This is a genomic window from Parafrigoribacterium soli (assembly GCF_040227235.1).
GTDB classification, from domain to species: Bacteria; Actinomycetota; Actinomycetes; order Actinomycetales; family Microbacteriaceae; genus Parafrigoribacterium_A; species Parafrigoribacterium_A soli.
The window spans coordinates 167351-194007 of record NZ_JBELNZ010000004.1; the positions used below are offsets into that span (position 1 = coordinate 167351).

Below are 26657 nucleotides of genomic sequence, written 5' to 3' on the forward strand. Positions count from 1 at the left end.
GGCTAGCTCATCCTGGTAGTCGGGAGCCCCGCGCTGACGAGCTCAGCGCGCAGCTTCGGCAACGTCAACAAAAGGTCTTCTACCTCGCCCACCGTCATTCGCTCAACCGTGTGTGAGTCGTAGTCCTTGTACTGCGTCTGAGTCACGTCGCCCTCATCGACATAAGTGCTGTAATTCAGGTCACGATTATCAGCGCGAATGCGGAAATAGTCGCCCATGTCTTCAGCACGGGCCAACTCCTCACGGCTCGCGAGCGCCTCTGAGAGCTTTTCGGCATGCCGTGTGCCGATCACGTCGACGGTGGCTGAAGAGCGGAAGAGATTGATAACGGCCTGTGCAAGATCGCCCACCGTGCATGCCCTTGCCTTGCGAATGAAAAGGTCGCCCTGATCTGCGTTGTGGAAGGCAAAGTCGACGAGGTCGACCGAGTCTGCGAGCGACATCATGAACCGCGTCATCGCAGGGTTGGTAACCGTGAGGTTCTTCCCCTCCTTCAACTGCCCGATGAACAGCGGAATGACGGATCCGCGCGAGTACATGACGTTTCCATACCGCACGCACGAAACATTGGTCGTCGCGTTCGGGTTATTCAGCCCATGGGAACGCGCGACTTTCTCCATCATGGCCTTCGTCATCCCCATCGCGTTGACCGGGTACACCGCCTTGTCCGTACTCAAACACACGAGAGATTTCACACCACAGTTCTCCGCGGCGCGCACGACGTTCTCGCTGCCGAGGATGTTCGTACGCACAGCCTCCATGGGGAAGAACTCGCACGACGGAACCTGTTTCAGTGCCGCTGCGTGGAAGACATAGTCCACGTCGCGCGTCGCCCGCTCCACGCTGAGGTAATCGCGAACGTCGCCAACGTAAAAGTGCAGACGTGGGTCGTGCATCTCGTGCCGCATGAAGTCCTGCTTTGCTTCATCACGGCTCAGGATTCGAACCTGGTCTGCGCCTTGGGAAAGGAGCTTTGCGGCCACCGTGTGCCCGAAGGACCCCGTTCCTCCGGTGACGAGGATCTGCTTGCCTTCATAGCTTTCTGGCATCACTTTTCTTTCTGTTAGAGAGACGGACGGCAGAGGCCAATATCCTCTCAATTTTGTCGACTCCACTTTTCATGGACATTTTCGCAGCGTAAAACTCGCGGGCTCTCTCAGCCATCTGGCGTCTGTCTATATCCGACATCGCGTACGCAGTACGGAATGTCTCCGCCAGCAGCCCTGGATTGCCCGGAGGGCTGTACAGTCCGAGGCGATTGTCCAGCACCAACTCCCGCACATCACCACTTACGGTGGTGATCACTGGGACTGCATTTGCCAGGCTGGCCTGTAGCTTTGAGGGTATGGTCGCCCCAAATATTTCGAGATCTTTGAGCGGCACCATCTGAAAATCCGCACGCGCGTAATGCATCCCCATCTGCGCACTGGCGACTCTCCCCCGGAATACAACATTGTGTAGGTCAAGTTCGGCAGCGAGATCCTTGATGTTTTGTTCCGCAACACCGGACCCTACGATCTCAAAACTGAATCCTTCGAGGTCGCGCACCAAAGCAACAGCGCGCAGCACTACCTCGAGGTCTTGAAGTTCGCCGACGTTGCCTGCATACATCAACCGGAATGATTTGTGATCGTTGGGATCGCCCAACTCCAATCTCCGCGACGAATCGACAGCCACTTCATCGCCCCAGTTGTACACGGTATGCACCCGTTCGACAGGCGCGCCTCGCTCAGCGAGCATGCGTGCCATCGTGGGTCCGATAGCGATAGTAGCTGCGGCTCTGCTATACATTCGCCGCAGCCATGGCGTGAGAACGCAATTGATCAGTTTGCCGCCACCATGTATCAAGGACGAGCCCGTGATGGACTCCGGCCACAAGTCCTGTACGTGCAGGACAAACGGGGTTTTCCTATGTCGATACCACCACGACGGGGCAATCGCAGCGGTCATCTGGGTCGCGTACACATACACGACGTCCGCATCTATTGTGAAGCGCCCAGCGGCAAGAGAACTAAGTGCAAAGCTGCCGTAGTTAAGCAAGCGTCCAAGTGGGTTGCGTGAATGGCTTATGTGGATAGGAATCCTGCGAACACGAACGTTTCCGTCATTCTCGACGTGGACTCGTCTTTGCTTATACCCCGACATCAACTTGCCCTCGGGATAGTTCGGGTATGCAGTCAGGACTCGAACATCATGCCCGCGTTCCGCCAACTCCTGCGCCAGTGCGTGTGGGATCGGCACCGGCTCGGGTGGATAGTACTGGCTGACGATTACGACTTTCACCTGGCGGGCACACCTTTGACGGTGATTCCATCGGGAACGTCTTTGACCACACAGGCGCTAGCGCCGACCACTACGCGGGAACCGATTGCGAGGCCCTGAAGCACCGTGGCACCTGCGCCGATCAAAGTTCCTGCGCCGACTGATACTTCGCCTGAAATTGTCGAGGCGGGGTTCACCGAGACAAATTCGTTCAGGATGGAGTCGTGCCCCACGGTGGCATTCGGGTTTATGTGGACATGTCTGCCGATCTTGACATTGGTTGAGATTTCGGCCCCACTGCAAATAACCGTACCCTCCGCGATCTGGGACATTGAGCCAACTGTTGCGTTCGGATGAATCGCGGTCGCAGCGACCAGGCCGGCGGCATCAAAGCGCTCATGTACGCGTTGCCGGGTCGTTGGATTGCCGATACCAACCAGGTACTGAGGCCGATTACCCAACGCCAACCAGTCAGATTCACTGCCTAGATAAGTAATATTTCGCGCGCGGAGCCTTGAAAGGTTTATGGAGCTGGGATCTGAATCAACAACTCCGAGCAGGTCGAAGACTGGCACTTTGGCGACACGGTTGATCGCTTCGATGACGTCAAGGGTCTCGCGGCCAAACCCGCCAGCGCCAACCACGACCAACGACGTTGTCATTTTTTCTGGTTGTCCATGTTCGGCGTGCCCATGAACTCCTCGACCGTATCCTGCCCCTCGGACGCAATCCCGTCGCGCTTGAGCACTGGAAGAAACGTCTTCGCGAGGATCCGCATGTCCAAACCGAAGCTTCGATTGTCGACGTATTGCACGTCTAACGCGAACTTGTCGCCCCAACTTAGGGAATTGCGCCCGCTCGACTGCGCCAAACCCGTGATGCCGGGCCGTACTTCATGGCGTCGTGCTTGGGCCGGTGTGTAGCGATCAAGATATTGCACCAACAACGGTCGCGGCCCGACCATGCTCATATCTCCTCTCAGTACATTGACCAGAGTAGGGAGTTCGTCAAGGCTGGTTGACCGAAGCTTTCGACCCAACGTGGTCAGGCGCTGAGCGTCTGTAACTAAGCCTCGTGCAACATCAATGTTCTTCATCGTGCGAAATTTATACAGCAGGAAGACTTGGCCATCTTTACCTGGTCTCTCCTGCTTGAACAAAACCGGGCGACCAAGCTCCGTCGCGACCAGCACTGCGACGACTGCCAGCACCGGGGACGACAATGTGAGCCCCACAACGGCGCCAATGATATCCAACGCCCGCTTCACGCTGTCATATCGACGCTGTGCGCGCACTGCTTTCATCGGTGGCTATCCATGAAATCGCGCACGCGCGTAAGCACACGATCAATCTCTCCCCCGCCAAGCGCAGACCCGCTCGGCAAGGTCAGCCCGGTCTTGAACAGCTGCTCCGAATTGCCGTTGGTCACCGAACGAGCGCCTGCGAAAACGGGCTGGAGGTGCATGGGCTTCCACAGCGGGCGACTCTCGATGTTGTCTTCCAGAAGTGCAGTGCTCAACTCGGCCGGAGTCCAACCTGTCGCAGATGAATCGACGACAATAGAGGTCAACCAGCAGTTGTCGTCTGCATCGTTTGTGCCTCCGAAAATCTCCACCCCGTTGACCTCAGAGAACAGTTCACGGTATCGCTCGCGCATCGTTCGACGGCGGGCGATCATCTCGTCCAGCCTCGAAAGCTGTGCACGGCCCAATGCGGCCAAGAGGTTGCTCATGCGGTAGTTGTACCCGATGTCGACGTGCTCATAGTGAGAGACGGACTGGCGAGCCTGCGTCGACAAATAATGCGCGCGCGAAGCGAGGTCGTGATCGTTGGTGAGGAGCATTCCGCCCCCCGATGTGGTCATGACCTTGTTTCCGTTGAACGAGACCACCGATGCCCTGCCAAAAGATCCGGCCTGTTTGCCGAGGTGTGACGCACCGAGTGATTCCGCGGCATCCGCCAGCACCGGAATCCCGTGCTCGTCTGCGATCGCGAGGATCTCCGTGTAGTTGACAGCCTTGCCCAGCAGATCGACCGGCACGATGGCCGCAACCGTTTCTCCGGCATCCGCCAACTGCTTGAGGGCCGAGCGCAGAAGTTCCGGATCCATGTTTCCGGTTTCCAATTCGCAGTCGACGAAAAACGGCTCGGCTCCGGTGTAGGTGATCGCATTGGCGGTGGCCGCAAAGGTCATCGTCGACGTGACGACCACGTCGCCGGCGCCAACCCCGAGTCCGAGGAGCCCAAGATGGAGCGCGGCCGTACCCGAACTCAGGGCCACGCCGTATGCCACCCCTACTCGAGCAGCAAGTTCTGCTTCGAACGCATCAACGTCTGGTCCGAGGGGTGCGATCCAACCGGAGCGCATCGCGCGAACGACCGCGGCTTCCTCCAGCTCGCCTACGTCGGGCGAGGACATGTATATCCGGTCACTCATCGGGTGACCCGCGCATCCCATCGCGCGTGTTCGAGTTCCGACGGGTCGAGTGCGGGAACGGCCGCGTGCGAAATCTTTGGGTGTATGGGCCGCTCGTCAGATTCGTTCTCGCCCATGAGTACCTCGTGCAGTTTTTCTCCCTCACGGAGGCCTGTGAACGTAATGCCCACGTCACGTCCGGAGCGCGCGATCATACGCTGGACGATGTCAAGGATCCGCACGGGCTCCCCCATGTCGAGGATCAATACCTGCCCGGGACTCCCAATTCCACCGGCCTGAATCACGAGGTGGCTTGCCTCCGGAATGGTCATGAAGTATCGCGTTGCGTCCGCGTGGGTAACGGTGACAGGTCCACCAGAGCGGATCATGGAAGTCACAAGTGGCAAAAGTGACCCCCGGCTGCCCAACACGTTTCCGAACCGCACGGAAAGGAAGCGCTTGCCACTCTTCTCTGCAGCCCACGCCGTCAGCTGCTCTCCGAGACGCTTCGAGTAGCCCAGAACACTAGTTGGATCCGCCGCCTTATCAGTAGAGACGTTCACGAATATCTCCACGTCGACCGCCAGCGCTGCTTCCAGCACGTTGAGCGTGCCGAGCACGTTCGTCTTCCACCCCTCCTCCGGGTAGCGTTCGAGCACCGGCAGGTGCTTGAGCGCGGCTGCGTGGAAAACGACGTCGGGCCGACGCTCAGAAAAGATCTTCGCCAGTGCCTCTGTGTCACGAATATCTGCGAGCACCGTCTCTTTGGTTTCCATGAGGCCATGGCCCAGGATGAGAAACTCCGCCGTCTGCAGACCGGTCTCGTCGTGGTCGAGCAGGATCAGTTCCGCCGGGTTGTACTGCGCGATCTGCCGCGACAACTCGGACCCGATCGATCCGCCCGCCCCCGTGACAAGCACACGTTTGCCGGTCAGGTAATCCGCGATCGCCTCTACCTGGGTGTCGATCGGGTTGCGACCGATGAGGTCTTCGATCGCCACCTCACGCAGATCGCTCAGCCGCGACTTGCCGTCGAGAATCTCATGCAGGAGCGGCATGACGAGAACGCGCAGTCCCTGCGCCTCCCCCGCATCCGATATCTTGCGGATCAGTGAAGCATCGGCCTTGCCGATGCTGATGATGAGCACGGTCGCCCGAGTCTTCGCGACTATTGCGTGGAGGTCCTCTCCCTTGCCCAGAACAGGCACGTTATCTATGGAGAACTGCGATTTGAACTCGTCATCGTCGATGAGAGCCACCGGGATGTAAGGCGAGTGGGCGTCAGTCAGCATGCGGTGCACGAGATATCGGGCAAGATATCCCGCTCCGTAGACGATCGTGCGCTCGGCAGAATCCCCTGGACGCGATAGCCCTTCCACATAGACGCGTTGGGCGTAGCGCAATGCCCCCATGAACACCAGCGCAAAGGGGATCGCCACAAATCCACTGCTTCGAGGTGTTGCAACCGCACTCCCTCCCAGCAGCACCAGAAGCCCAAGGACCGTTCCGACGACGAGAGTGGAGACGGTGACCGCCTGCATTTCGTGAAAACTGCCCAGAACAAAACGACCGGAATACAGCCGGAGCCACCAGCCGATCAGCAGCTGGAGGAAGGCGGCAACCGCGCAGATGACGAGCAGCGGTGACCAGCGGACCTGTGTGACATCAAGATCAAAACGAACCAGCACCGCGGCCACTATCGCGACTGACCACACAGCCGAGTCCATGGCGTATTGGTAACGCCCCCTGACGAGCGAGACTATGGGTCGCCTTGCTCGCACGTCCTCGCCAGAGGTTGCAACCTTAGCTCTACCCATAGTTCCTGCTGCCTCTGAATTCTGCCGGGCTACATTTGCAAACCTGGCTTGCGTGCTACGCGCTCACGAGCGCACTCGGGTTGACCCAAAACCCGCGGCCTTCTGTCCAGATTAGCTCATTGAGCGGGACTCACTGTTGAGTCAGCTCGGTGTTGAGACGAACTTTCCCACACGAAATTCCGCTTCGTCACCACAGAACCGCACCGACTAGCCTCTACACATGAGCAAGCTCGATGCCCGCCCGGTTCGTCTGTGGTTCGCGGGACTCGCGCTGTTCACGGGGCTCGCGGGCGACTTCTGGCGTAACCTGCTCAGCTGGTACGGCTTCGGCGCGATCGTGCTGCTGCTCCTTGCGGCGGCGATCGTGCTGCTCGCTCGCAACCGCGACGCGGTCCGAGTGGGCCGGATGCCGTACCCGCTTCTCGCGTTCCTCGCGCTGGCGACCACATCCATCGCATGGTCCTTCTATCCCGGCTCGACGGCGCTCGGCATCATCGCACAGTGGATCACGACGATCGCAGCGCTCCCGATCGCGCTCCTGCTCACCTGGACCGAGCTGCTCGCAGTGCTCGGCCGGGTACTTCGCGTGATTCTGGCTCTCTCGTTCCTGTTCGAGTTTGTCGTGGCCGCCTTCATCCGGCACCCCGTATTTCCCGTGTGGGTCGTGCCCGACAACCCGGGGCACGTGTCAAAACTGCTGTACTGGTCGCGTGACCTGCTGTTCTCCACGGGCAAGATCCAAGGCATCGTGGGCAACTCGAGCCTGCTGGCCATGATCGCCCTCATCGCCCTCATCGTGTTCGCCATTCAACTCGCCTGCCGCTCCGTGGGTCTCTGGGGCTGGTTCTGGGTGATTGTTGCCCTCGGCACGATCGGCATCACGCGCAGCGCAACGATCTTCATCGCGATCGTGGCGGTGGCGATTCTGGCGGCGGCAGCGCTCATCGTGAGAAGGGCGGCAACCGGGAGGGCGCGTGCCCTGAGCTATTCCGCAATCCTCGCCGTTGTGGGCCTCGCGGGGGCGCTCGGCGTGGTGTTCCGCAGCCAGCTGCTCGACCTGCTCGGTAAGAGCGGCACCCTCACCGGCCGGCAGGGGATCTGGGATGCCGTGATCGCGCTGGCACAGCAGCGCCCGGCGTTCGGATGGGGCTGGGTCAGTTACTGGACGCCCTGGGTCGAGCCGTTCAAACACCTGATCGTGCGCGGCGGAGTGCAGGTCATGCACGCGCACAACGCCTGGCTGGATGTGTGGCTGCAGCTCGGCATCCTCGGGCTCGTCGTCTTCGGGCTGCTTGTCGTCTCGACGCTCGTGCGCTCGTGGACCATGGCGACCACGCTGCCGTTCCCCGAGCCGTCGTTCCCTGAGCTTGTCGAAGGGCGTGCGCTCGAGCCTCAGCGGCCATCTCCGTCCGCGGCGCTTGCGCGCGCCGCCTGGGTGGCGATGCTGCCGCTGCTGGTGCTTGCCGCGCTGCTCGTGCAGTCACTCGCCGAGAGCCGCATTCTCGTCGAGGGCGGCTGGGTGCTACTCGTCGTGCTGGCCGTGAAGACCAAGCTGCGGCCGCTCGCGATCGAGCTCGAGGCCGCGACGGAGAGCGCAGCGGAGCGGTCGCGGTGAGCACGGTCAAGCCACCTTCCGCGGTCGTCGAGGCCGCGCGATACTTCTTCGCGGCACCCCGCTTCACCGCCGCTCTCACGCACACCATCATCGCGACCGAGCTCGGTTCACTGCTGCTGCAACAGCTGATCGGATGGGCCGGGCTGCTGGGCATCATGGCCCCGCTCGTGCTGCTGGCCGCGCTGTCACTCATCGCGAAGCAGCGGGAGATCGAGTGGCACGGCCTGCTCCCGATCTCGCTCCTCGTGTTCGTGGCGTGGGCGGGCGCATCCGTCTTCTGGAGCCAGTATCAGTGGGCGACGTTCGGAAGCCTGGTGTACTTCGGAGCGGTGACGATGCTTGGCATTTACGTCGCGCTCGTGCGCGACACGATCCAGATCGCCAGGGCCTTCGGTGACATTCTGAGGATCGCCCTCGTGTTGTCACTCGCGCTCGAGATCTTCTCGGGGCTGCTCATCGACTCGCCGATCCGCTTCCTCTTCGTGCAGGGCAACCTCGAGCACTTCGGGCCACTGCAGGGAATCTTCGGCCGACGCAACCAGTTCGGAATCGTCGCCCTCGTCGCCCTCGTGACCTTCGGCACGGAACTGCGCACGAAATCTATCTCTCGACACCTCGGCATCGGCTCGCTCACGCTGGCCGCCATCTGCCTGCTCCTCGCCCGCTCGCCGATCGCCGCGGGAGCCTTCGTGGTGCTCGGGCTCGCAACCCTGGCGCTCTACGTGCTCCGCCGCATCCGGGCCGATCACAAGCGCTACTGGCAGCTCGGGCTCGCGGCCGTCACCATCGCCGCGGTCACCACGGCCTGGGCGCTGCGCGCACCGATCATCGCGGCATTGGCGGGCACGGGCGAGCTGTCGCTGCGGCTTACGCTGTGGCAACAGCTGCGGGCGCTCATCCCCGTGAACAACCTGCTCGGGTGGGGCTGGGTCGGGCACTGGCGCCACGATGTGCACCCCTTTGAGGCGTTCCTGAACTACTACGACCGCACGCCCACATCCGGCCTGAACGCCTTTCTCGACATCTGGTTCCAGATCGGATTCGTCGGCCTGCTGCTCTTCATCGGGCTGATCGGGCTCGCCTTCGTGCGCTCCTGGTTGCTGGCCTCGAAGCAGCGCAGCATCGTCTACACCTGGCCCGCGCTCGTGCTCGTCGTGCTGATCTCCACGGCGCTGTTCGAGAGCTCGATTCTCTACGAGTTCGGCTGGCTCACCTTCGTGATCTGCTGCGTGAAGGCCGCGCGGGAATTGAGCTGGCGGCGCGCTTTCGCTGCAACTGAGCCACAGGTGCTGGCTGGCGAAGAACCGAGCAGTTAGAGCTGCAGTGCCCGGAGTTGCGCCTGCAGCATGTTCTGCTCCGCCAGGTCAGCCTGCACCATGATGCGGATGAGGTCCGGGAATTCGACGGTCGGTTTCCAGCCCAGCGCCTCCCTGGCTTTGGTCGAGTCGCCGACCAGGTGATCCACCTCTGCCGGACGCAGGAGGTTCGAATCCAGCTGCACCAGCTGACTCCAGTCGTCGATTCCCACCTCGCTGAAGGCGATGTCGAGAAGCTGTCGAACCGAGTGCGTCTTACCCGTGGCGATCACGTAGTCGTCTGCGGTCTCCTGCTGCAGCATCAGCCACATCGCTTCGACGAAGTCTCCGGCGAATCCCCAGTCGCGCTCCGCGTCGAGGTTTCCGAGCGTGAAGCTGTTCTGCAGGCCGAGCGAAATGCGCGCGACCGCCCGGGTCACCTTGCGGGTGACGAACTCCGCGCCACGGCGAGGTGACTCGTGATTGAACAGGATTCCGCTGGACGCGTGCAAACCATAGGACTCGCGGTAATTGACGGTGAGGTGATGCCCGAACGCCTTGGCCGCTCCGTAGGGCGACCGCGGCCAGAACTTGGTTGCTTCTGTCTGCGGAACCTGCTGAACACGGCCGAACATCTCCGAACTGGACGCTTGATAGAAGCGCACTCCCGAGAGGTCATCGCCCGCCCAGAGGCGGATGGCCTCGAGGACGTTGAGCACTCCCTTTCCCGTGACCTCGCTGGTGAGGCCGGGGTTCTCCCACGAGTACGGCACGAAGGAGATGGCCGCGAGGTTGTACACCTCGTCAGGCCGCGCGATGCGAAGCGCACGCACCAGACCCGAGATGTCCATCACGTCGGCTTTGATCAGGGTGACTGCGGGGAGCATATCCCGCAGGGTGGCGTACTTCGGATTGTCTTGGCCGCGGACGACCCCGAACACCTCGTACCCCTTGGCGAGCAGCAACTCGGCGAGGTACATACCGTCTTGTCCGGTGATGCCGGTGATGAGTGCTCGCGTCATAATTACCTCACTCTATAAAGCAGACGAGCGGAGTCTACCGGCAGAACGAAAAACGTGAGGATTCAACTCTGGTGTTGCGAACCGTGACTCACCAGTGCAGTTCGGCGCTAGTTCCTCTTACGGTCTCTGGCATCACGATAGGCCGATAAATGCGAGTCCCTGCACGCCTCCCAGGTGAACTTTGCCGCATGCACGACCCCGGCCAAGGAGAGCTCTTCGGTGCGCGCAATTGCACTGGTCATCCCCTGCACGATCGATTCCGGATCGAGGGGGTCGAAGAACACGGCAGCGTCGCCGCAGATTTCGGGAATGGACCCGACGTTGGACACTGCGACGGGGCACCCCGAGGCCATCGCCTCCAGCGGGGGAAGTCCAAACCCCTCATAGAGACTCGGGAAGACGAGGGCCGCGGCAGACCTGTACAGGGCGCGCAGCTCTTCCGTGCTCACGAGGCCTTTGCGATCCACCCACTCGGGTACAGACCCGAGAGCGTCAAGCCCACCGCCGGTGAGCACCAACCGAAGCTCCGGGTTTGAGATGCGGGCGATGCGCACCGCTTCGATCAGGCGCGAATGGTTCTTGTGAGCCCATCCTCGCGCCGGATACAACACGAAGTTCTCGCGCGGCCCGTGCTGAGGAATGAAGCTCGCGCTGTCGACGCCGAGGTAGGCGACTCGCACCTTCTCCTCTGGAATGCCCAACAGTTCTACGATTCTCTGTTTCGCGAACTCGCTTATGGTCACGACGATGTCTGCGCGCCGGGCACCGGCTTCATAGAAATAGCGTCGATACAGCAGCTCGGCTCTGCTGAACAGGTGCGGCAGATCCAGGTGTTGCACATCGTGAACGCTCTGCACCACAGCCTGGTTCCTGGCCGCTTTCGGAGCCTCGACCGTGAACGGATAATGCACAACATCCGCGGACGACATGGCCGCTCGAATCGAAGGGCCGTGGGTTATGGCGGCGGCAACGGCCTGTAGCCTCGCGCGAGTTGACAAGCCACCCTGCACGGACTCGATTACCGTTTCTGCTGCCCCCTCACTGAATCCCGCAGCGAGTGCCGGCACGAAAGCCGTTGCGGTGAAACCGGGGATGCCCACCAGGTGGCGGGTGAGCGCCCGAGCGTAGGTCTCGCTGCCGCCCATGCCACCCGGAACGAGCGTCAACATCGACAAGGCGACCCTCAGGTCGTCGTTTCGCGCGGTGCCGTCCATTCGTTAAGACCCATTCCCTGCGCGAGCTGGACTCGACTGCATTCGAGCGCGCGCGACCCACCAGATACCCACCGAAGGTTAGCAGTCCAGCCGTTCGAAGCTCCCGTACAATGACGAATGCCAACCCTGTAGAGCGCCGAACATAGGCTCTGGCAACCCGTCGTCCTGGAGCCTCATGCACGAAAGCCAGACCACACGGCCGCGCATACCGGCTGACAGGTGGAACACACTGCGCTCCCGTTATCTGGCCGCGACCGAGCCGCGAGCCAATGGTCTTCCCCGCTATCGTGTGCTGCTGAGCTTTCCCGCGCTATTGCTGATCTTCGGCGCGATCCTTGTGGGAATCGGCCTCAGTGGCACGTCATCGGGCGCGATGCACGACCTCATGTACACGAGCCACGATCCGCAGCTTATTGCTGGTCATCCGCAGCTCATCCGTTCCGATGAGTGGTACGTCACCACCGCCTGGTCGATCTCGCAAGTGCAGCTGGGCCTGCCGGAACGCAACTCTGTGATGCCGGGAGGGATGGATGCCGCCCTACCGCAAAACCTTCCCAGGCTCGACTGGTCTGTGGCCTTCCAACCTCAGCTCTGGGGTTACCTGATCATGGATGTCGGGCATGCCACCGCCTGGAAGTGGTGGATGCCCGCCCTCGCCTTGATGGCGGCCGCATTCTGCTTCCTCGTCACTTTGCTCCCGCGCCGACCGATCCTCTCTGCGGCGCTGGCCGTCGGGTTCTTTTACAGCCCGTTCTTTCAGTGGTGGTTTCAGTCCGCGATGTTCTGGTCCGTCGCCTGGGCACTGACGACCATGACGGCATTGATCTGGGCCATCAAAAGCGACTCATCGCGCTCCCGCTGGGGGTGGGCGACGGTTGTTGCCTTTCTGACCGCCGTGATGGCGATGGGCGTCTATGCGCCGTTCATCATTCCGGTCGTGCTGGTCGTCGCCTTCTTCTTCATCGGATATTTCGTCGAGCACAAGCAAAGCGGCTCAACGTGGCTCGAGCTCCTCAAGCGGGTCACGCCGCTGCTCTCGGGCGGAGTAGCGGGCGCTCTCGTCACCTTCGTCTGGCTCCAGTCCGAACGTGCGACCGTGGACAAATTTCTCTCAACCGCCTACCCCGGCGAGCGGCTCACTCCCACGGGCGCCAGCAACCTCCTCTCGCTGGTGCGCGCGATTGGCTCTTCATTTTCAGAGTCGCTCAGTCGAGGAGGCGGTTTTCTCGGCACTAATTCCTCCGAAGCCTCGACGTTCTTCTTCATCGGCGTGTTCATGTTGCCGATAGCCGGTTGGATCGTGTGGCGCGCCGCAAGGCAGCGCAAACCCCTGCCCTGGGCGCTTATCGGTTTATGCGCGGCGGTCGTGCTGTTCATTGCGTTCTTCTACGTACCAGGATGGGACTGGCTCGCCCACATTCTCTTCCTCGATCGCACGACCGAGGGGCGAACCCGCATCGGATTCGGACTCGCATCATTCGCCATTCTCGGATACATCATCCGATCGCTCGACTCGCACAAAGTCAAAGCGGGCATGGCGGTCACGGTCATCACGGCAGTGCTATTTCTCCTTTCGCAAACTGCTATCGCCGCGGCCATCGTCGTCGCGGCGGGCCCGGAGAAGCTCTGGCACGATTCCCCCCTGTGGTGGGCATACGCGGCGGTCTCAGCAGCAGCGATATTCTTCTTCTCCCGACGCCGCTTCGCGCTCGGTGCCGTCGCGTTTGCCCTGGTGACGGTGACGGCGACCATCGCCGTGAACCCGGTCTACCTCGGCGTTTTCGACCTGCGCACGACGCCGGTGGCCAAGAAGATCATGCAGGTGCAGAAGGCTGACCCGGGAACGTGGGTCGGCATGGGCGGCCCCGAGGTGACGGCACTACTGCTCGAAACGGGGACACATGCCCTCAACGGCACCCAGGGCGCGCCGTCACAGAAGATGTGGCGCGAGATCGACCCCACGGGTTCATCCAATCTCGTATGGAATCGCCTTGCCGGGGTCAATTGGGGGCAGGGCACCGGTGAACCGACCATGACAAATCCCGCACCGGATCAGATCCTCGTGACCTTCGATGCCTGCTCGTCGTTCGCACAGAAGAATGTCGACTACGTGCTCTCCGATCACCTCGACCTGAGCTCGCCGTGCCTGAGGAAGACAAAGAGTTTCGACCTTCCGGCCACCTCCCTCACGATCTACCGGGTGGTGCAACGCACTCCCTGACCGTGGCGGTCGGGTAACGACGGGTAGGCTGGTCGATCGTGACGCTCGACATCATGATGCCCTTCTACGGACGTTTTGACCACTTTAAAGAAGCGGTGACGAGCGTTCTTGCGCAGAGTGACCCGGATTGGCGCCTGACGATCGTCGACGACGTCTACCCGGACACAGCGCCTGGCGAGTGGGCCAAGGCCATCGATGATCCCCGTGTGACGTACATCCGCAACGAGCAGAATCTTCGCCCAAGCCGCAATTACAACAAGTGCGTGAGTCTCACACAGTCCGAATTCGTCGTGATCATGGGTTGCGACGACGTCATGCTCCCCGGATATGTCTCGCGAGTGCATGAACTCATCCGGCAGTTTCCCGACGCCGACATTATTCAGCCCGGGGTGTCGACGATCGACGAGAATGGGGCACCCTCGCGCCCGCTCGCTGACGTGGTCAAGCGCCTCTACCGTTTCTCAGGCACGGGCGCCAGAAAGTTCAGTGGCGAGCCACTTGCGCTCAGCCTGCTGCGCGGGAACTGGACATACTTCCCTTCCCTTGTCTGGCGCACCTCCCAGCTCTCACGATTCACCTTCCGCACCGACCTCGACGTTGTGCAGGACCTGGCCATGCTCATGGAGATCACCAAGGCCGGTGGCAGCCTCGTGCTCGACGACGACATAGTGTTCAACTATCGGCGCCACTCCGGCAGCGTGTCGGCCCTGACAGCTCCGGACGGGTCAAAGTTCATGCAGGAACGCACCCTTTTCTATGCAGCAGCAGAGGCGTGCGATGCTCTGGGATGGCACCGCGCGGCGCGGGCGGCGCGGCGCCATATCTCCTCGCGTCTCAACGCGCTCACGGAGTTGCCGAGCGCAATCGCCCACGGCACTCGAGCAGGGCAGCGAACGCTTCTGGAACACGTACTCAGACGCCCCTACAGTGAATCCAAGCCATAAGGGTCACTCGATAAGATCATGATTGTGCCCAACATGCGTAACCAGACGCTCATTGTGATGCCGGCCTTCAACGAAGAAGCATCGGTCGGCGACGTCGTGCGTGAAGTTTTCGCGAAGCTCTCCGGTGTTGACGTGCTCGTTGTAGACGATGGATCGAAGGATGCGACGAGCCGGGTCGCCCGCGATGCCGGCGCACACGTTGCAAGGCTTGCGTACAATCTCGGCGTGGGCGGCGCGATGCGATTGGGCTTCCGCTACGCGCTCGAGAACGGCTATGACAATGTCATCCAGATCGACGCCGATGGCCAGCACGACCCGGCAGGAGTTCCCGAGCTTCTTGAGGCGCTCGGTGAAGCAGACCTCGTACTGGGAGCCCGTTTCGCCGGCGAAGGCGAGTACGCAGTTCGCGGGCCGCGCCGCTGGGCAATGGTTGTGCTGAGCAAGATCCTGAGTCGCAGCTCCGGGACGGATCTCACCGACACCACATCGGGGTTTCGCGCCTCGGGTCCACGAGCCGTCGCCGTCTTCGCGGAGCACTATCCCGCCGAGTATCTCGGAGACACCATCGAAACCCTGGTCATCGCATCCCGGTGCGGATTGGTTATTAAGCAGGTTCCCGTGGCCATGCGGTTGCGCGCGGCGGGCGTACCGTCGCACAACCCTTTCAAGTCGGCCGCCTATCTTGGTCGCGCGGTGCTGGCGCTCACCTTCGCGTTCATCCGGCCAGCAACGGCATACCGGGTTGGGGGTGCCTCATGACGATCACCAGCTACGTCTTCGGGATAGTCTCCGCGCTTGTGGTGCTCGCCATCGTGATCGAGTTGCTGCGGCGTAGAAGTCTGCGCGAGCGCCACGCGATCTGGTGGCTGGTCGCCGGGATCTTCACGCTGATTGCCGGAATCTTCCCGGCGACCCTGACCTGGGCGGCGAACCTCATCGGCATCGAGGTGCCGATCAACCTGGTCTTCTTCGTGAGCATCGCCATCCTGTTCCTGGTCTGTCTCCAGCACAGCTCAGAGCTGACTCAGCTGGAGAGCAAGACGAGAGCGCTGGCCGAGCGTCTCGCGCTGCTCGAACTCAAGCTCACTGAGCAGGAGCCTCACAGCTCGATCGACGAATCCTGAGTTTCGTCGACGGGCTCCGCGCGTGAGGCGACCAGCCACGAGAGATGAACCAGCAGGCCCGCGACCGGGCCGATCAGCAGCGCGAGGGTCACTCGCGGGAGAAAATCGATCGGCGTGATCATCAGCCCGATCGTGAGCAACGCCGCAGCGACCCAACCCAGAGAATAGACGCGGTGCTGTCCCCGCGCGAGAACAGCGGGCCCAGTGACAAACAGGGCACCGACGAGAGCGGATGACGCAACCAGCACCGCAATGAGCCCGCCGCCGAGCGCAAAGGGCTTGCCGGACACCCACTCGAACACCGCGGGCCCGAGCCACCATCCAAGGGCACCGAGCACTGCGCCACCGGCCACGATAAGCCCAAGGATCCCGAGGAAGAACCTCCACCACCCGCTGCGATGGTGACGAAAGTGCACGACGAAGTAGCTCTGCAGCGACATCGCGGTGACAATGAGGGGGGCCCTCGTCAGGGTGATGGTAAAGATCAGCTGGCCCATCAGCACAGCGGACTCGCCCCGAGAGGTGACGCCGAGGAGCATGGGAAAACCGCTGACCAACACGGCGGTCGCCATGGAGGCGAGTACGGTTCTCGCGGAGTTCCAACTGAGCGTGCGATAGCTCGTATCCAGCTCGGACCTGCCCACGATTCCCGCACGGATGAACGGCCAGAGCACCACGAGCGTCAGCGGGAAGGGCACGGCCACGACCCAGGCGAGCGCGACGACGTTCTGCGTGAAGATCAGGACGATCATCACGAACCCGAATCGCATCAGGCCGTCGACCACGATCATCAAGAAGAGCGACGACCACCGCCTCACGCCATAGAGCGAGCCGGCCAGCACCGCCACCAGTACGTATCCCCCGGCCCCGACGGCGAGCGGCCAGACGAGTGCCCATCCCTCGGCGGGAAACACCGAATCGACCCAGAGCGGCGCGCTGCAGACTATTGCCGCAACGATGACCGCCGCGGCCACGAGGGCAAAATTCCGAGCACTGGCCGAATGCGTAGTGCGCAGGGAACCGATCGGACTGGTCGCCCGCGTGATCTCTTGCTGCACGCCGGAGCTCGCGCCGATAACGAGATACAGCGTGGCCCAGAAGATCGCAAACACGGCATAGGCCGCGGGTCCGATGAAGCGGTAGACGACCAGCGTGACGAGGTATCCGGCAATGCCAGCAACGACCGTGGCAGCAAGAATCAGCAGAGCTCCGTTAGAGCTCCACCTGCGCGCTCTCGACACCGCTAGTCCTGCGATGCGATCCACTCCTGGAGCGCGGCAATGCCGTGCTCGACATCCCACGACGGCTCCCAATCAAGCGTTGCCACCGTGCGCGTGATGTCACACTCCGCATGCCGCACATCGCCATCACGGTACGCACCGGTGATGTGGGGGGCCGGCGCGTCGTGATACTTCGCGATCTGACCGGCGAGCTCCATGATCGTCGTGCCGACGCCGGAGCCGACGTCGAAACGGGTCACGTCGCCCTTGGGGGCGTCAACGATCACCGCGGCGAGCGCCTTGGCGATATCGGTGATGTAGACGAAGTCACGCGTGATGCGGCCATCTTCGTAAACCGGGATCGACTTGCCCTCGCGCGCCCACTGCGAAAACAGGGACACGATGCCCGTGTAGGAGTTGATCAGTGACTGGCCGGGGCCGTACACGTTCTGGAAGCGCAGGATCGTCAGCTGAGCATCATGCGAGCTGGTCCAGGACGAGAGGATGTTCTCCTGCGCGAGCTTGGTAGCTCCGTAGACGCTCGTGGGCGCCGGCCAGGTGCGGGCCGCTTCACTCGGCAGGGGAACGGCACCTTCGAAGTCCCATTGCGCGCGCTCGAACTGGCTGTGTGAGCGCTGGCCGGGGAGGAACGTTGAACCGTCCGCATGCTGCCATTCGCCCTCGCCGTAGACTGCGCGACTGCTGCTCAGAACAAAGCGCGGAGGAATGTGGCCCACCCTACCGAACGCATCGAGCATCTCGGTGGTACCGACCACGTTGACCTGAGCGTGCCGAGTGGCCTCATGGAGCGACTGCGCCGTTCCCGTCTCCGCCGCGAGATGCACGACCAGGTCCGGGCGAACGTCGCTGAGCAGAGCGTCCCAGACCGCAGCATCCGTCACATCGCCCACGACGAGTTCCGCGGCCTCGTGGAGGTCGGCTGGCCGGCCCCGGGAAGGATGAACCTGCGGGTGAAGGTTGTCGAGTACCACCCATCGTTCAGCGCGAGAGGCGAGCTCACTCGAGAGAGCGCAGCCGATGAAGCCTGCTCCGCCGGTCACCAAAACGGTTCCGATAGCTGATCCTGACACGAACGTCCTTCTCCTCAAGCGCCTTTCACGGCGCATCCGACTTTATACAACGGCACACGTGCCCCTACTCGGAAGTAGAGGCAGCACGCTCCTGCCCGCGGTCACGGCCGCGACCACGCGCAATGAGAGCCCGCGACCGGTCATACCAGAAGCGAAGTCCCTTGCCCGGGCCGAAGTCCTTGAGCGCAAGCGCCCATTTCTCCAGGCCGTGCCAGCTCAGCCACGCGCAGCCCACGGTGATGGCGAGACAGACCAGAACCCAGGGAACATACCCCCAGCGGTTCCACCCGAGGAAAGCGGTGAACTGCTCCACGAGGAACCCATACACATAGATGCCATAGGAGTAGTCGTTTTTGGCGCCTATCCACTGGAACGAACGAGGCAGCGCTGCGGCAAGCCACATCACGAAGTACGCGATTGCCGGATACCCGAGGATGTCCAGTCCGCCATAGCGCAGCGTCACCAGAACGACGACGGCCGAGAGCGCAGCCAACCGTGCATCGAGCGGCACCTTGTGCGAGTACAGCGCCAGGCACGCGCCGAATAGGAAGATCAGTGGCAGGCTCACCCGATACGGGTCTGCGAAGTACGGGAATATCTGCCCGGGAGCACCGGGGACGATCTTCGAGGCGACCTGGAGCAAGAAATAGAACGCCGTGACGACCGGCACCAGGATGCGCGCACGCTTCAGCACCCCGAAGATGACGAACACCCAGATGATGAGATAGCTACCCCACTCATAGGCGAGTGTCCATAGCGACCCGTTGAACACGGAGCCGGCACCGGAGAGGCCATAGGGAGTCGTTGTCTGGAAGATGTCGTAGATGCTGTAGGTGCCTACGGTGAGCTTCCAGTTGGCGACAAAGTAATGCAGGGGGCCGCCGACCCCCGGACCGAAGTAGTCGCCGAGGTTGCGGCCCATAATAAGCCAGGCCGCGGGTCCCACGATGAGCGCGGCGACCAGCAGCACGAGCCAGAAAGCCGGGAAGATGCGCAGGAACCGTCTCCAGATGAACTGGAGCGCATCTGCGCCGGTTCCACTCTTGGTGATGAGGTAACCACTGATGGCGAAGAATCCAAGAACGGCCATGCCGCCCAGGTTTTGCTGATGCCTGACCAGAGTGACGAACGGATCTTCGCCCCATCCGCCCAACGGGAACGCATGGGAAAAGATGACCGCCGCAGCGAGAACAAGACGAATGACCCCAAAGGAGTTCTGATGGCCGGCCAGGCCATCCTTGAGGCTAAGCCGCGGCTGCGCGGAAAGTGCCGCTGTGTCACGCGGCGGCGGTTGGTTTTCTGCCCGGGTTGCGGTTGAGCTGGTCATGACGCAGGGGTCGCACTCTCTGATCGTGGTAATAGGAACTCTAAGGGACTGGCCCTCAAAGCCGTCGCAGCACACATCCCCGCAAACTCAGTCGCTCGTCGGCCCTCTCGGCGCCGGTCATCACGCCGGTCCTCAGCGTTGGGCATCAACGACGCCGAAGGCGATTGCGTACTTTCCCCAACACAACCCGCGGACCGCCGTTGCTCAGGTAGTGCCGCACGAGGCGCAGATTATGACGGAATCCGTAAGGCTTACGCCGTTTCTTGCGCGCAAGGACGGTCGCGTTGATGTCCTGCGTGGCCAGGCGGCGTTCTACGAGGTCAGCGGCGCGGTGCGGGTGACGCACGAACTCGACCAGAGGAGCAAGCGTCCGCTCCCATAAGAAAACCTCGCGCACCCGATGAATGTTGGCCCGGCTCGCCGCAATGAACTCGTCGTCGAAGAGGATTCGCTCAAGCGCCTTCGCGAGCGCCTCCACATCGCCGGACGGTACGACCACGCCGAGGCCCTCGGCCTCTACCAGCTCGGCAAAGCTGTCACCCTCGGTGACAACCATGGGCAATTCCGCCCAAAGGTAGTCAAGGATGCGGGTGCGGAAGGAGAAGGTGGTCTCGACGTGGGTGAAGTGCGTGCTGACCCCGGCATCCGCCTCGGTCAAGAAGTTCTCACGGTCGGCGTAGTCGACCCAGGACGCATTGAAAAAGACCGTGGTGTCGAGCGCTCCGAGTTCCGCGGCCAGTGCACGCGACTCGCTCACGATCGCCATCTCCGGAACCCCAGGGTGGGGATGCTTCGTGCCTTGAAAGAACAGGCGCACGTTCGGATGCCGCTCCGAGAGCATTGCAACGGCGCGAATCAGTCCCTTGGGGTCGAACCAGCTGTAAAGTCCCCCTGACCACAGCAAGACCTTGTCATCCGCCGCAATTCCAGGAAGCACGCCCTTCAGCACAGCCTTGCGATGCGCCGGCGGCGTGCTGTCGAGGCCGAATGGCACGATGTCGATCAGCCCGCTGAGGTCGGTATCGTTCTCATAGTTGGCGGGGTTGATCCGCCCGAGCGCCGCAAGCTGACCCAGATAAAACAACCTCTGCCGTTCAGACGCGCAGACAAGAAAGTCGGCGCGGGACAGCTGATTGTTCAGCACTTCCGTGGCGTCGGCAACCTGCTTGTCCCAGGTGGCCACGGGCAGTTCGCGACCCTGCTCAAGTTGCTCGAGGTGCATGGGGTCGTAGATGTCCGCAACGATGATCTTCTCTGAATGCTGCAGCGCGTCAAACACCGCGAACGCATGCCCCTGGAAAATGATCACGTCGGCCCACGCCTCTAACGGAGCGAAGGCGCGGTTATCCCCGGCCCTGACATGTTCGAGACCGAATGGTGCCTCGACAATCTCGAGCGATGACATGGTCACGAGTTTTACGTCGTTGCCGGCGGAGAGCGCCTGCGCCATGTGCCAGGCACGGATGGCCGGACCTGCCATTTTCGCCCCGATAGGATCCCCGGTGATAATGAGCACTTTCGTGTTCTCGGGGCGCTCAAGCACCGCAAAGGCCTGCACGATGTTCTCGTAACCGTCGAGGTAACCCTGATCATCATTAGATGGCGCATCGACGCGACGGAACAGTGACCAGATTGCGCGGTCGGAGATCACCCTGGTTGCTTGGATGCGGTCACGTGACGCGGTCATCGAAGCGAGCTGCTGCACGAACTGATCGACCCCGTAGGCGCTAGCGAGCAGTTGCCGGGAGACCAACTGTTCCGGCTCCGCGCTGCCGCTGGGATTCCGAAAATCGAACTCCGTCGAGTCGGCACTCGCCTTGGACACCCCGCGCCGGATCGACAGGGCGATGGCGGCCGGAAGTGCCTCGTCGAGCCGTTCCTGCCCCAGATTCTTGTACAGGGTGAAGAGGGCGTTGCGCTCGAGGTGATAGTCCTCTCGGAACGAACCGAACTTGTTCACCGACCCGTGATGCTTGTGGAAGGCAATGGATTCGGGCTGGTAGCGATAGCGATAGCCGAGAAGGTTGAGCCGCCAGCCGAGATCCACATCCTCGAAGAACATGAAGAATCTCTCGTCGAAGCCCTCAAGGAGTTGATAGACGCTCCGGCGCACGAACATTGCCGATCCGGTACCGAACAGCACGTCGGTTGCGCGATGTGGGTACGAGGCTTCCCTCTGGCCCACGAAGGGCTTGTATCCCATCCCGAACCAGGTCATCGCCGCGTCGACGTAGTCGACCAGGTTTCCCTCCCAGTCGAGGACCTTGCTCGCGACGGCCCCGATCTGGTCCGACTCACCGAAGGTTTCGACGGCAGCGCGAATCCACTGGGAGTCGGGCTTGGCATCGCTGTTCAGGAAGGCAACGAACTCTCCCGTGCTGTGCTCGACGCCCAGGTTGCACCCGCCGGCAAAGCCACGATTCTCCGTCGATTCAACGAGTGTGACCCACGGGGCTGCGGCCCTGATTTTTGCCGCACTGTCATCCCCCGAGGCGTTCTCCACCACGATGACTTCGAGCCGATCTTCAGGCCAGTCGACTTTCCGAAGCTCGTTCACCGCTTCGATCGTCAGCTCCGCGCCTCGAAAATTGACGAGAACGACGGACACAACGCCCGGCCTGGATTCGGCCATGTCGAACCTCTCTCTGGCACGGATTGTGGTCAAGAGTTTATCGGCTAGAGCTTGCGACGCAGACCGAGGAGCTTTCTGACGCCGTCGGCGGTGGCCCTCAGCGGCGCGGTTATCCGCCAGGACAAACTGGCCTCCAGACCCGCCACGCGTGTGGTCAGCCTTCGCACCTGATAACTGCTCGCCGGCTCGATTCCCAAGGCGCGGTCCTGCGCCTGGTGCGGGTTCATGCAGAACTCAATGAGGGGCTGCAGCGCGATCGCCCAGGTCATCGTTGCGGCGAACTCGGTGACGCGCGCGGAGACTCGCGCATTCTCGGCTTCGTCGTAGAGGACCTCGTCAATCGCCTGCACGAGGGCATCGACATCCCGTGGTGGCACCGTGCGGCCGAGTTGCTGTTTGTCCACAATGTCCGCGAAGGTGTCGCCCGTCGTGCTCACAATGGGCAACCCGGCCCAGAGATAGTCGAGGATTCGGGTACGGAAGCTGAATGCGGTCTCGAGGTGCTCAAGGTGGGTGCTCACCCCGACATCAGCGTCGAGAAGGTAGTCGGCGCGTTGCTCGTAAGGAACCCATCCTTCGTTGAAGAAGACCACCGAATCGAGGATGCCGAGTTCGCGGGCGAGCGCGTGCGCCTCAAAGCCCATCCTCATGGTCGGCACGGACGGATTCGGGTGCTTGACTCCGAGAAAGAAGAGCCTGAGGTCCGGGCGCTTGATGGATAGTTTGTGGACGGCCCTGATGAGGGTGAGCGGATCGAACCAGTTATAGATTCCGCCACCCCAGATGATGACCTTGTCGTCCGGCCCGATTCCCGGCACGGTGCCCTTGATCCCGTGCGCCCGCTGAACCGGTGCACTATCCGCGACCCCAAACGGAACAACGTCAAGAAGCGCTCGCAGGCTCGCGTCCTGATCGTGAGTTGCCGGATTGATGCGTCCCACGGCGGCAAGCTGGCCGAGCCAGAAATCACGCTGCTTCTCCGACGCGCACAGCATGTAGTCCGCGCGTTCGATCTGTTCATTGAGCAGGCCGACAACCGATGCGGAAGCGAGGAATCGCTCCTCAGTCGGAAGATCACTGCCCTGTTCCAACTGCTCCAGGTGCATCGGGTCGTAAATGTCGGCAACGATGATCTTCGAAGACTTCTTCATCCACGGGTGGCTGGCCAACAGGTGCCCCTGGAAGATGATGACGTCTGCCCATCGCTCCTGCGCGTGCAACTCGGGAGGCGTCGTGTGCAGGACTTCGAAGTCGGGGTGCGTCAGCGACGAGAACGTTGTCGACACGAGGCGAACGGTTGTGACCTTGGAGATCGCCTTGGCCATCTCGAATGCCCTGATGGCCGGTCCGGCCATCCGCGCGCCCAGGGTGTCAGCTGTTACGACGAGAATGTTGGGGGTCGACGACATCGCAGGCGATTTTCCTTGTCAGTGTTGTGTGTTCATGCTGTTAGTCGGTCGCGGCTACGCAAGCGCAGAAGTCGTCCACGCGGAACGTGGGTAATCTTAACACCGCCCCGCTCGGACAGGCTGGGAGCAGCAGACACCGGCAGAGGAAGGGGTACCACTATGGCAGAACCGTCGACGACCGCCATGACAGTGACACCCGATGGCCCCGCTCAGGCGCCCGAACGTTCGCGACGAGAAACGTTCGTCGCCTGGTTGAGGCGCTCCTGGGTTCCGTTGGTGCTGGTCGCTGCAGCCTTGGCGATGTGCGGCACGGTCACCGTGCAACATCACCACCAGTTCTCCCCCTACGACGAATGGGTCTACTACGACTACGTCACGAAGATCCCCACCCAGGGGATCGTTCGACAGGGCGAGTATGTGGGCAGCACCGCCCTCGAAGCGATGGCCTGCGTCGGGGACGCGTACGGCGCGAGGGGGCAAGTCTGCACTGGCCCCAACGGCCACTATCAAGCTCCAGCCCACTACCCCCAGGAGGGGAAGACCACGGCTGATGCGTACACACCGCTCTACTTTGACGTGACGTGGGGCCTTGGAACGGCGATCAAGTTCGTGACTGGGCTCGACTTTCTCACCGCAGCCAGGCTCAGCGGATTCTTTTGGCTCGCCGGGGGGCTGATCGCATTCAGCGCCTTGGCACGCGAGCTGAAGATCAACAAACTTCTCACGGTCGGGCTCGGCCTGGTATTGGTGGGGTCGGCCGCTTCGAAATATGCCTTTACCTACATCAGCACCGACGCATCCGCTTTTGTTTCCGGGGCTGTATTGCTGTTGTTGGCCTTGCGCTTCATTCGAGGCAAGACATCCGGCTGGTGGCTTGTGCCTGTGGCAGTCCTCGCCGTACTGCTCAAGATAACCAATATCTTCGCGGTGGGACTGGTCGCAGTATTTCTGCTGACCTTCGCACTCTTGAAGTGGCGGCAGCGACGGAACTGGCCGCCTGACCGGCCCTCGCCGCTCAAGATCGGGGTTCTGACGGGGACGTTCGTTCTCGCGTCACTCCTGACGCAGGGGGTGTGGCTCGTCATACGCGCGGCCATCGCCGTTGGCGACGGGCCCAATCAGGGTGTCGATGTGCCGATCTCGATCCGTGGCGTCGCGGCCACCGTCACTACGTTCTTCCAGCTACCCGGGACCCGCACCGTGGATGGGCTGTTGGAGCTGCCTCTCGCGCTGCTCATTATCGTGGGCATTTTCGGCTTCTTCCTCCAGGCCAAAGGTTCCGGAGAAAAGCGAGCTTTGAGCATCGCTACGGTCGTGTCAGCGACCCTCTTCGGTCCGCTACTCCTCGTTGTCATGGGCATCGTGTTGGGCGCGGCATTCCCCGTCGTGCCGCGATATTCAGAATCGCTCATGCCCGCATTCTTCGCCGCAATAGCGTTCACAGCACATAACAAACTGTCGCGCTACCTCGTGCTGGGCTACGGCATAGTGCTCACTGTCGCCGTGATCGGCCGCGCGTTCTACCTGCACTGACCTGCACACAGCCGAGCGGAGATTAGTCGGTAAGGTTCAGCAAACCGCTGAGGTAAACGCCGTATCCGCTCTTAGCCAGGGGTTCCGCAAGCTTTTCAAGTTGCGCGTCATCGATCCAGCCTGCGCGCCAGGCGATTTCCTCGATGCATCCGACCTTGAAGCCCTGCCGATCCTCGATCACGCGCACATATTCGGACGCCTGCATCATCGACTCGAACGTTCCGGTGTCGAGCCAGGCCACGCCTCGGTCCAGAACCTGCACACGAAGCTTGCCCGCCTGGAGGTAGCGATCGTTCACCGTGGAGATCTCAAGCTCTCCGCGGGCACTCGGCTCAATTGTTTTGGCGATCTCGATGACGTCATTGTCGTAGAAGTACAAGCCCGGCACTGCGTAATTGCTCTTTGGTCTTACCGGCTTCTCCTCGATGGAGATTGCGGTCATCTGGTCATCGAATTCGACGACGCCATACGCGGTCGGGTTGGAGACGTGATACGCGAAGATCAACCCGCCATCAATTGCGCCGTGCGCGCGAAGGGAGCTTCCGAGGCCGGCTCCGTGAAAGATGTTGTCACCCAGAACCAACGCGACGCTGTCGTCACCGATGAACTCTTCGCCGATGATGAATGCCTGCGCGAGACCGTCTGGAGAAGGCTGCACCGCATATTCGATTCGAATGCCCAACTCACTACCATCGCCCAGGAGTGCCTTGAACTGCGCGTTGTACTCGGGCGTCGTGATAACCAGAACATCCCTGACACCCGCCATCATCAGCGTCGACAGCGGGTAATAGATCATCGGCTTGTCGTAGATAGGCATCAGTTGCTTAGAAATGCCACGAGTAATGGGCCAGAGCCTTGAGCCAGAGCCACCGGCCAGAATTATTCCGCGCATCGTCTACCGTCCCGCCTGATTCAGAGAATCGTAGAACCGACGAGCCTCGTCCCAATTCGGCAGAAGTCCGCGTGCCGCGGCCTCAGCCAGGGTCGGAGCCTCGGTGTCTTTGGGTGAGAGCAATGGGTCGCCTGCCTCCGCCGGAAATGTCAATCCGACTTCGGCGTCGAGGGGATCGATCCCATGCTCGTGCGGCGCGTTATAGGTGTCTGAGACAAGGTAGCTCACGGTCGCGTCATCGGTGAGTGCCACGAAGGCGTGGCCGAGCCCTTCCGCGAGGTAGATGGCCTTGCGGTCAACGTCGTCGAGGCGAACCGAATCCCACTGCCCGAAGGTAGGCGAGCCGACCCGGATGTCGACCACATAATCCAGCACCGCACCGTGCGTGGCCGTGACGTACTTGGCCTGCCCTCTCGGAATATCCGCGAAGTGTATGCCGCGAACCACGCCGCGCTTCGAGACGGAGGTGTTCGCCTGGCGGAGATCGAGCGGATGACCTATGGCTTGCTCGAGAAGATCGAAACGGTACCACTCAAGAAAGACTCCGCGATCGTCACCACGAAGGATGGGGGTGATTTCGTAGGAGTCCGGGATAGAAAGTTCACGGATCTGCACGTGGACGAT

At 61.7% G+C, this 26657-nt stretch carries 22 protein-coding genes; 7 read left to right on the forward strand and 15 right to left on the reverse strand.

Annotated features, from left to right (window positions below; all coding sequences use genetic code 11):
* Positions 1 to 2: 2 nt before the first annotated feature.
* Genes ABUA37_RS12135 through ABUA37_RS12160 form a run of 6 tightly spaced genes read right to left on the reverse strand, consistent with a single transcriptional unit; the run spans position 3 to position 6404 of the window.
* Positions 3 to 1049, reverse strand: a complete 1047-nt coding sequence (locus ABUA37_RS12135; RefSeq protein ID WP_349899466.1) for a polysaccharide biosynthesis protein — start codon at positions 1047 to 1049, stop codon at positions 3 to 5.
* Positions 1033 to 2283 carry a glycosyltransferase family 4 protein gene (locus ABUA37_RS12140; protein ID WP_349899467.1) on the reverse strand — a complete coding sequence of 417 codons (1251 nt, stop codon included), beginning with the start codon at positions 2281 to 2283 and terminating at the stop codon, positions 1033 to 1035. Before ABUA37_RS12140 ends, ABUA37_RS12135 begins: the two co-directional genes overlap by 17 nt.
* A complete protein-coding gene (locus ABUA37_RS12145) occupies positions 2280 to 2924 on the reverse strand; it encodes an acetyltransferase (protein WP_349899468.1) in 645 nt (214 codons plus the stop codon). Before ABUA37_RS12145 ends, ABUA37_RS12140 begins: the two co-directional genes overlap by 4 nt.
* Positions 2921 to 3565: a sugar transferase gene (locus ABUA37_RS12150; RefSeq protein WP_349899469.1), complete on the reverse strand. Its 645-nt coding sequence runs from the start codon at positions 3563 to 3565 to the stop codon at positions 2921 to 2923. Before ABUA37_RS12150 ends, ABUA37_RS12145 begins: the two co-directional genes overlap by 4 nt.
* Positions 3562 to 4680: a DegT/DnrJ/EryC1/StrS family aminotransferase gene (locus ABUA37_RS12155; protein WP_349899470.1), complete on the reverse strand. Its 1119-nt coding sequence runs from the start codon at positions 4678 to 4680 to the stop codon at positions 3562 to 3564. The genes ABUA37_RS12150 and ABUA37_RS12155 overlap by 4 nt, the downstream gene beginning before the upstream one ends.
* A gap of 14 nt (positions 4681 to 4694) precedes the next feature.
* Positions 4695 to 6404, reverse strand: a complete 1710-nt coding sequence (locus ABUA37_RS12160) for a polysaccharide biosynthesis protein (RefSeq protein WP_349899471.1) — start codon at positions 6402 to 6404, stop codon at positions 4695 to 4697.
* A gap of 310 nt (positions 6405 to 6714) precedes the next feature.
* Between ABUA37_RS12160 and ABUA37_RS12165 the strand changes: the two genes are divergently transcribed.
* Entirely contained in the window at positions 6715 to 8109 is a 1395-nt protein-coding gene (locus ABUA37_RS12165; RefSeq protein WP_349899472.1) for an O-antigen ligase family protein, read from the forward strand.
* Positions 8106 to 9425: an O-antigen ligase family protein gene (locus ABUA37_RS12170; RefSeq protein ID WP_349899473.1), complete on the forward strand. Its 1320-nt coding sequence runs from the start codon at positions 8106 to 8108 to the stop codon at positions 9423 to 9425. Before ABUA37_RS12165 ends, ABUA37_RS12170 begins: the two co-directional genes overlap by 4 nt.
* Here ABUA37_RS12170 and ABUA37_RS12175 read toward each other — a convergent pair.
* Together ABUA37_RS12175 and ABUA37_RS12180 are read right to left on the reverse strand one after the other, a co-directional pair.
* The gene (locus ABUA37_RS12175) at positions 9422 to 10426 is read right to left on the reverse strand and encodes a GDP-mannose 4,6-dehydratase (protein ID WP_349899474.1); all 1005 of its coding nucleotides are present in this window, start codon (positions 10424 to 10426) and stop codon (positions 9422 to 9424) included. The two genes, ABUA37_RS12170 and ABUA37_RS12175, sit on opposite strands and share 4 nt — an antisense overlap.
* A gap of 107 nt (positions 10427 to 10533) precedes the next feature.
* Positions 10534 to 11640, reverse strand: coding sequence for a glycosyltransferase family 4 protein (locus tag ABUA37_RS12180; protein ID WP_349899475.1), 1107 nt, complete (start codon positions 11638 to 11640; stop codon positions 10534 to 10536).
* 175 nt (positions 11641 to 11815) lie between these two features.
* Between ABUA37_RS12180 and ABUA37_RS12185 the strand changes: the two genes are divergently transcribed.
* From ABUA37_RS12185 to ABUA37_RS12200, 4 genes are read left to right on the forward strand one after another with little or no spacing between them, the layout of a single operon-like run.
* Positions 11816 to 13861 carry a DUF7657 domain-containing protein gene (locus tag ABUA37_RS12185; protein ID WP_349899476.1) on the forward strand — a complete coding sequence of 682 codons (2046 nt, stop codon included), beginning with the start codon at positions 11816 to 11818 and terminating at the stop codon, positions 13859 to 13861.
* A gap of 38 nt (positions 13862 to 13899) precedes the next feature.
* Entirely contained in the window at positions 13900 to 14805 is a 906-nt protein-coding gene (locus ABUA37_RS12190) for a glycosyltransferase family 2 protein (protein WP_349899477.1), read from the forward strand.
* Positions 14806 to 14823: 18 nt separating this feature from the next.
* Positions 14824 to 15564: a glycosyltransferase family 2 protein gene (locus ABUA37_RS12195; RefSeq protein WP_407075382.1), complete on the forward strand. Its 741-nt coding sequence runs from the start codon at positions 14824 to 14826 to the stop codon at positions 15562 to 15564.
* Entirely contained in the window at positions 15561 to 15929 is a 369-nt protein-coding gene (locus ABUA37_RS12200) for a DUF2304 domain-containing protein (protein WP_349899478.1), read from the forward strand. Before ABUA37_RS12195 ends, ABUA37_RS12200 begins: the two co-directional genes overlap by 4 nt.
* On the opposite strand, the gene ABUA37_RS12205 is transcribed toward ABUA37_RS12200, so the two are convergent.
* From ABUA37_RS12205 to ABUA37_RS12225, 5 genes are all read right to left on the reverse strand, one after another.
* Positions 15905 to 17170 carry a lipopolysaccharide biosynthesis protein gene (locus ABUA37_RS12205; RefSeq protein WP_349899479.1) on the reverse strand — a complete coding sequence of 422 codons (1266 nt, stop codon included), beginning with the start codon at positions 17168 to 17170 and terminating at the stop codon, positions 15905 to 15907. The genes ABUA37_RS12200 and ABUA37_RS12205 overlap by 25 nt on opposite strands.
* A gap of 2 nt (positions 17171 to 17172) precedes the next feature.
* Positions 17173 to 18240: an NAD-dependent epimerase/dehydratase family protein gene (locus ABUA37_RS12210; RefSeq protein WP_349899480.1), complete on the reverse strand. Its 1068-nt coding sequence runs from the start codon at positions 18238 to 18240 to the stop codon at positions 17173 to 17175.
* 64 nt (positions 18241 to 18304) lie between these two features.
* Positions 18305 to 19567 (reverse strand): acyltransferase family protein, encoded by a 1263-nt coding sequence (locus tag ABUA37_RS12215; protein ID WP_349899481.1) that lies wholly within the window; start codon positions 19565 to 19567, stop codon positions 18305 to 18307.
* Positions 19568 to 19712: 145 nt separating this feature from the next.
* Positions 19713 to 22199, reverse strand: coding sequence for a glycosyltransferase (locus ABUA37_RS12220; protein WP_349899482.1), 2487 nt, complete (start codon positions 22197 to 22199; stop codon positions 19713 to 19715).
* Positions 22200 to 22243: 44 nt separating this feature from the next.
* Positions 22244 to 23608: a glycosyltransferase family 4 protein gene (locus ABUA37_RS12225; RefSeq protein ID WP_349899483.1), complete on the reverse strand. Its 1365-nt coding sequence runs from the start codon at positions 23606 to 23608 to the stop codon at positions 22244 to 22246.
* Between the two features lie 159 nt (positions 23609 to 23767).
* Here ABUA37_RS12225 and ABUA37_RS12230 point away from each other — a divergent pair, with 159 nt between their 5' ends.
* Positions 23768 to 25141 carry a hypothetical protein gene (locus ABUA37_RS12230; protein ID WP_349899484.1) on the forward strand — a complete coding sequence of 458 codons (1374 nt, stop codon included), beginning with the start codon at positions 23768 to 23770 and terminating at the stop codon, positions 25139 to 25141.
* A gap of 22 nt (positions 25142 to 25163) precedes the next feature.
* Here ABUA37_RS12230 and rfbA read toward each other — a convergent pair whose 3' ends face one another.
* Both rfbA and ABUA37_RS12240 read right to left on the reverse strand, forming a co-directional pair.
* Positions 25164 to 26033: a glucose-1-phosphate thymidylyltransferase RfbA gene (rfbA, locus tag ABUA37_RS12235; protein WP_349899485.1), complete on the reverse strand. Its 870-nt coding sequence runs from the start codon at positions 26031 to 26033 to the stop codon at positions 25164 to 25166.
* A gap of 3 nt (positions 26034 to 26036) precedes the next feature.
* Positions 26037 to 26648, reverse strand: a complete 612-nt coding sequence (locus ABUA37_RS12240) for a dTDP-4-dehydrorhamnose 3,5-epimerase family protein (RefSeq protein WP_349899486.1) — start codon at positions 26646 to 26648, stop codon at positions 26037 to 26039.
* Between the last annotated feature and the right edge of the window lie 9 nt (positions 26649 to 26657).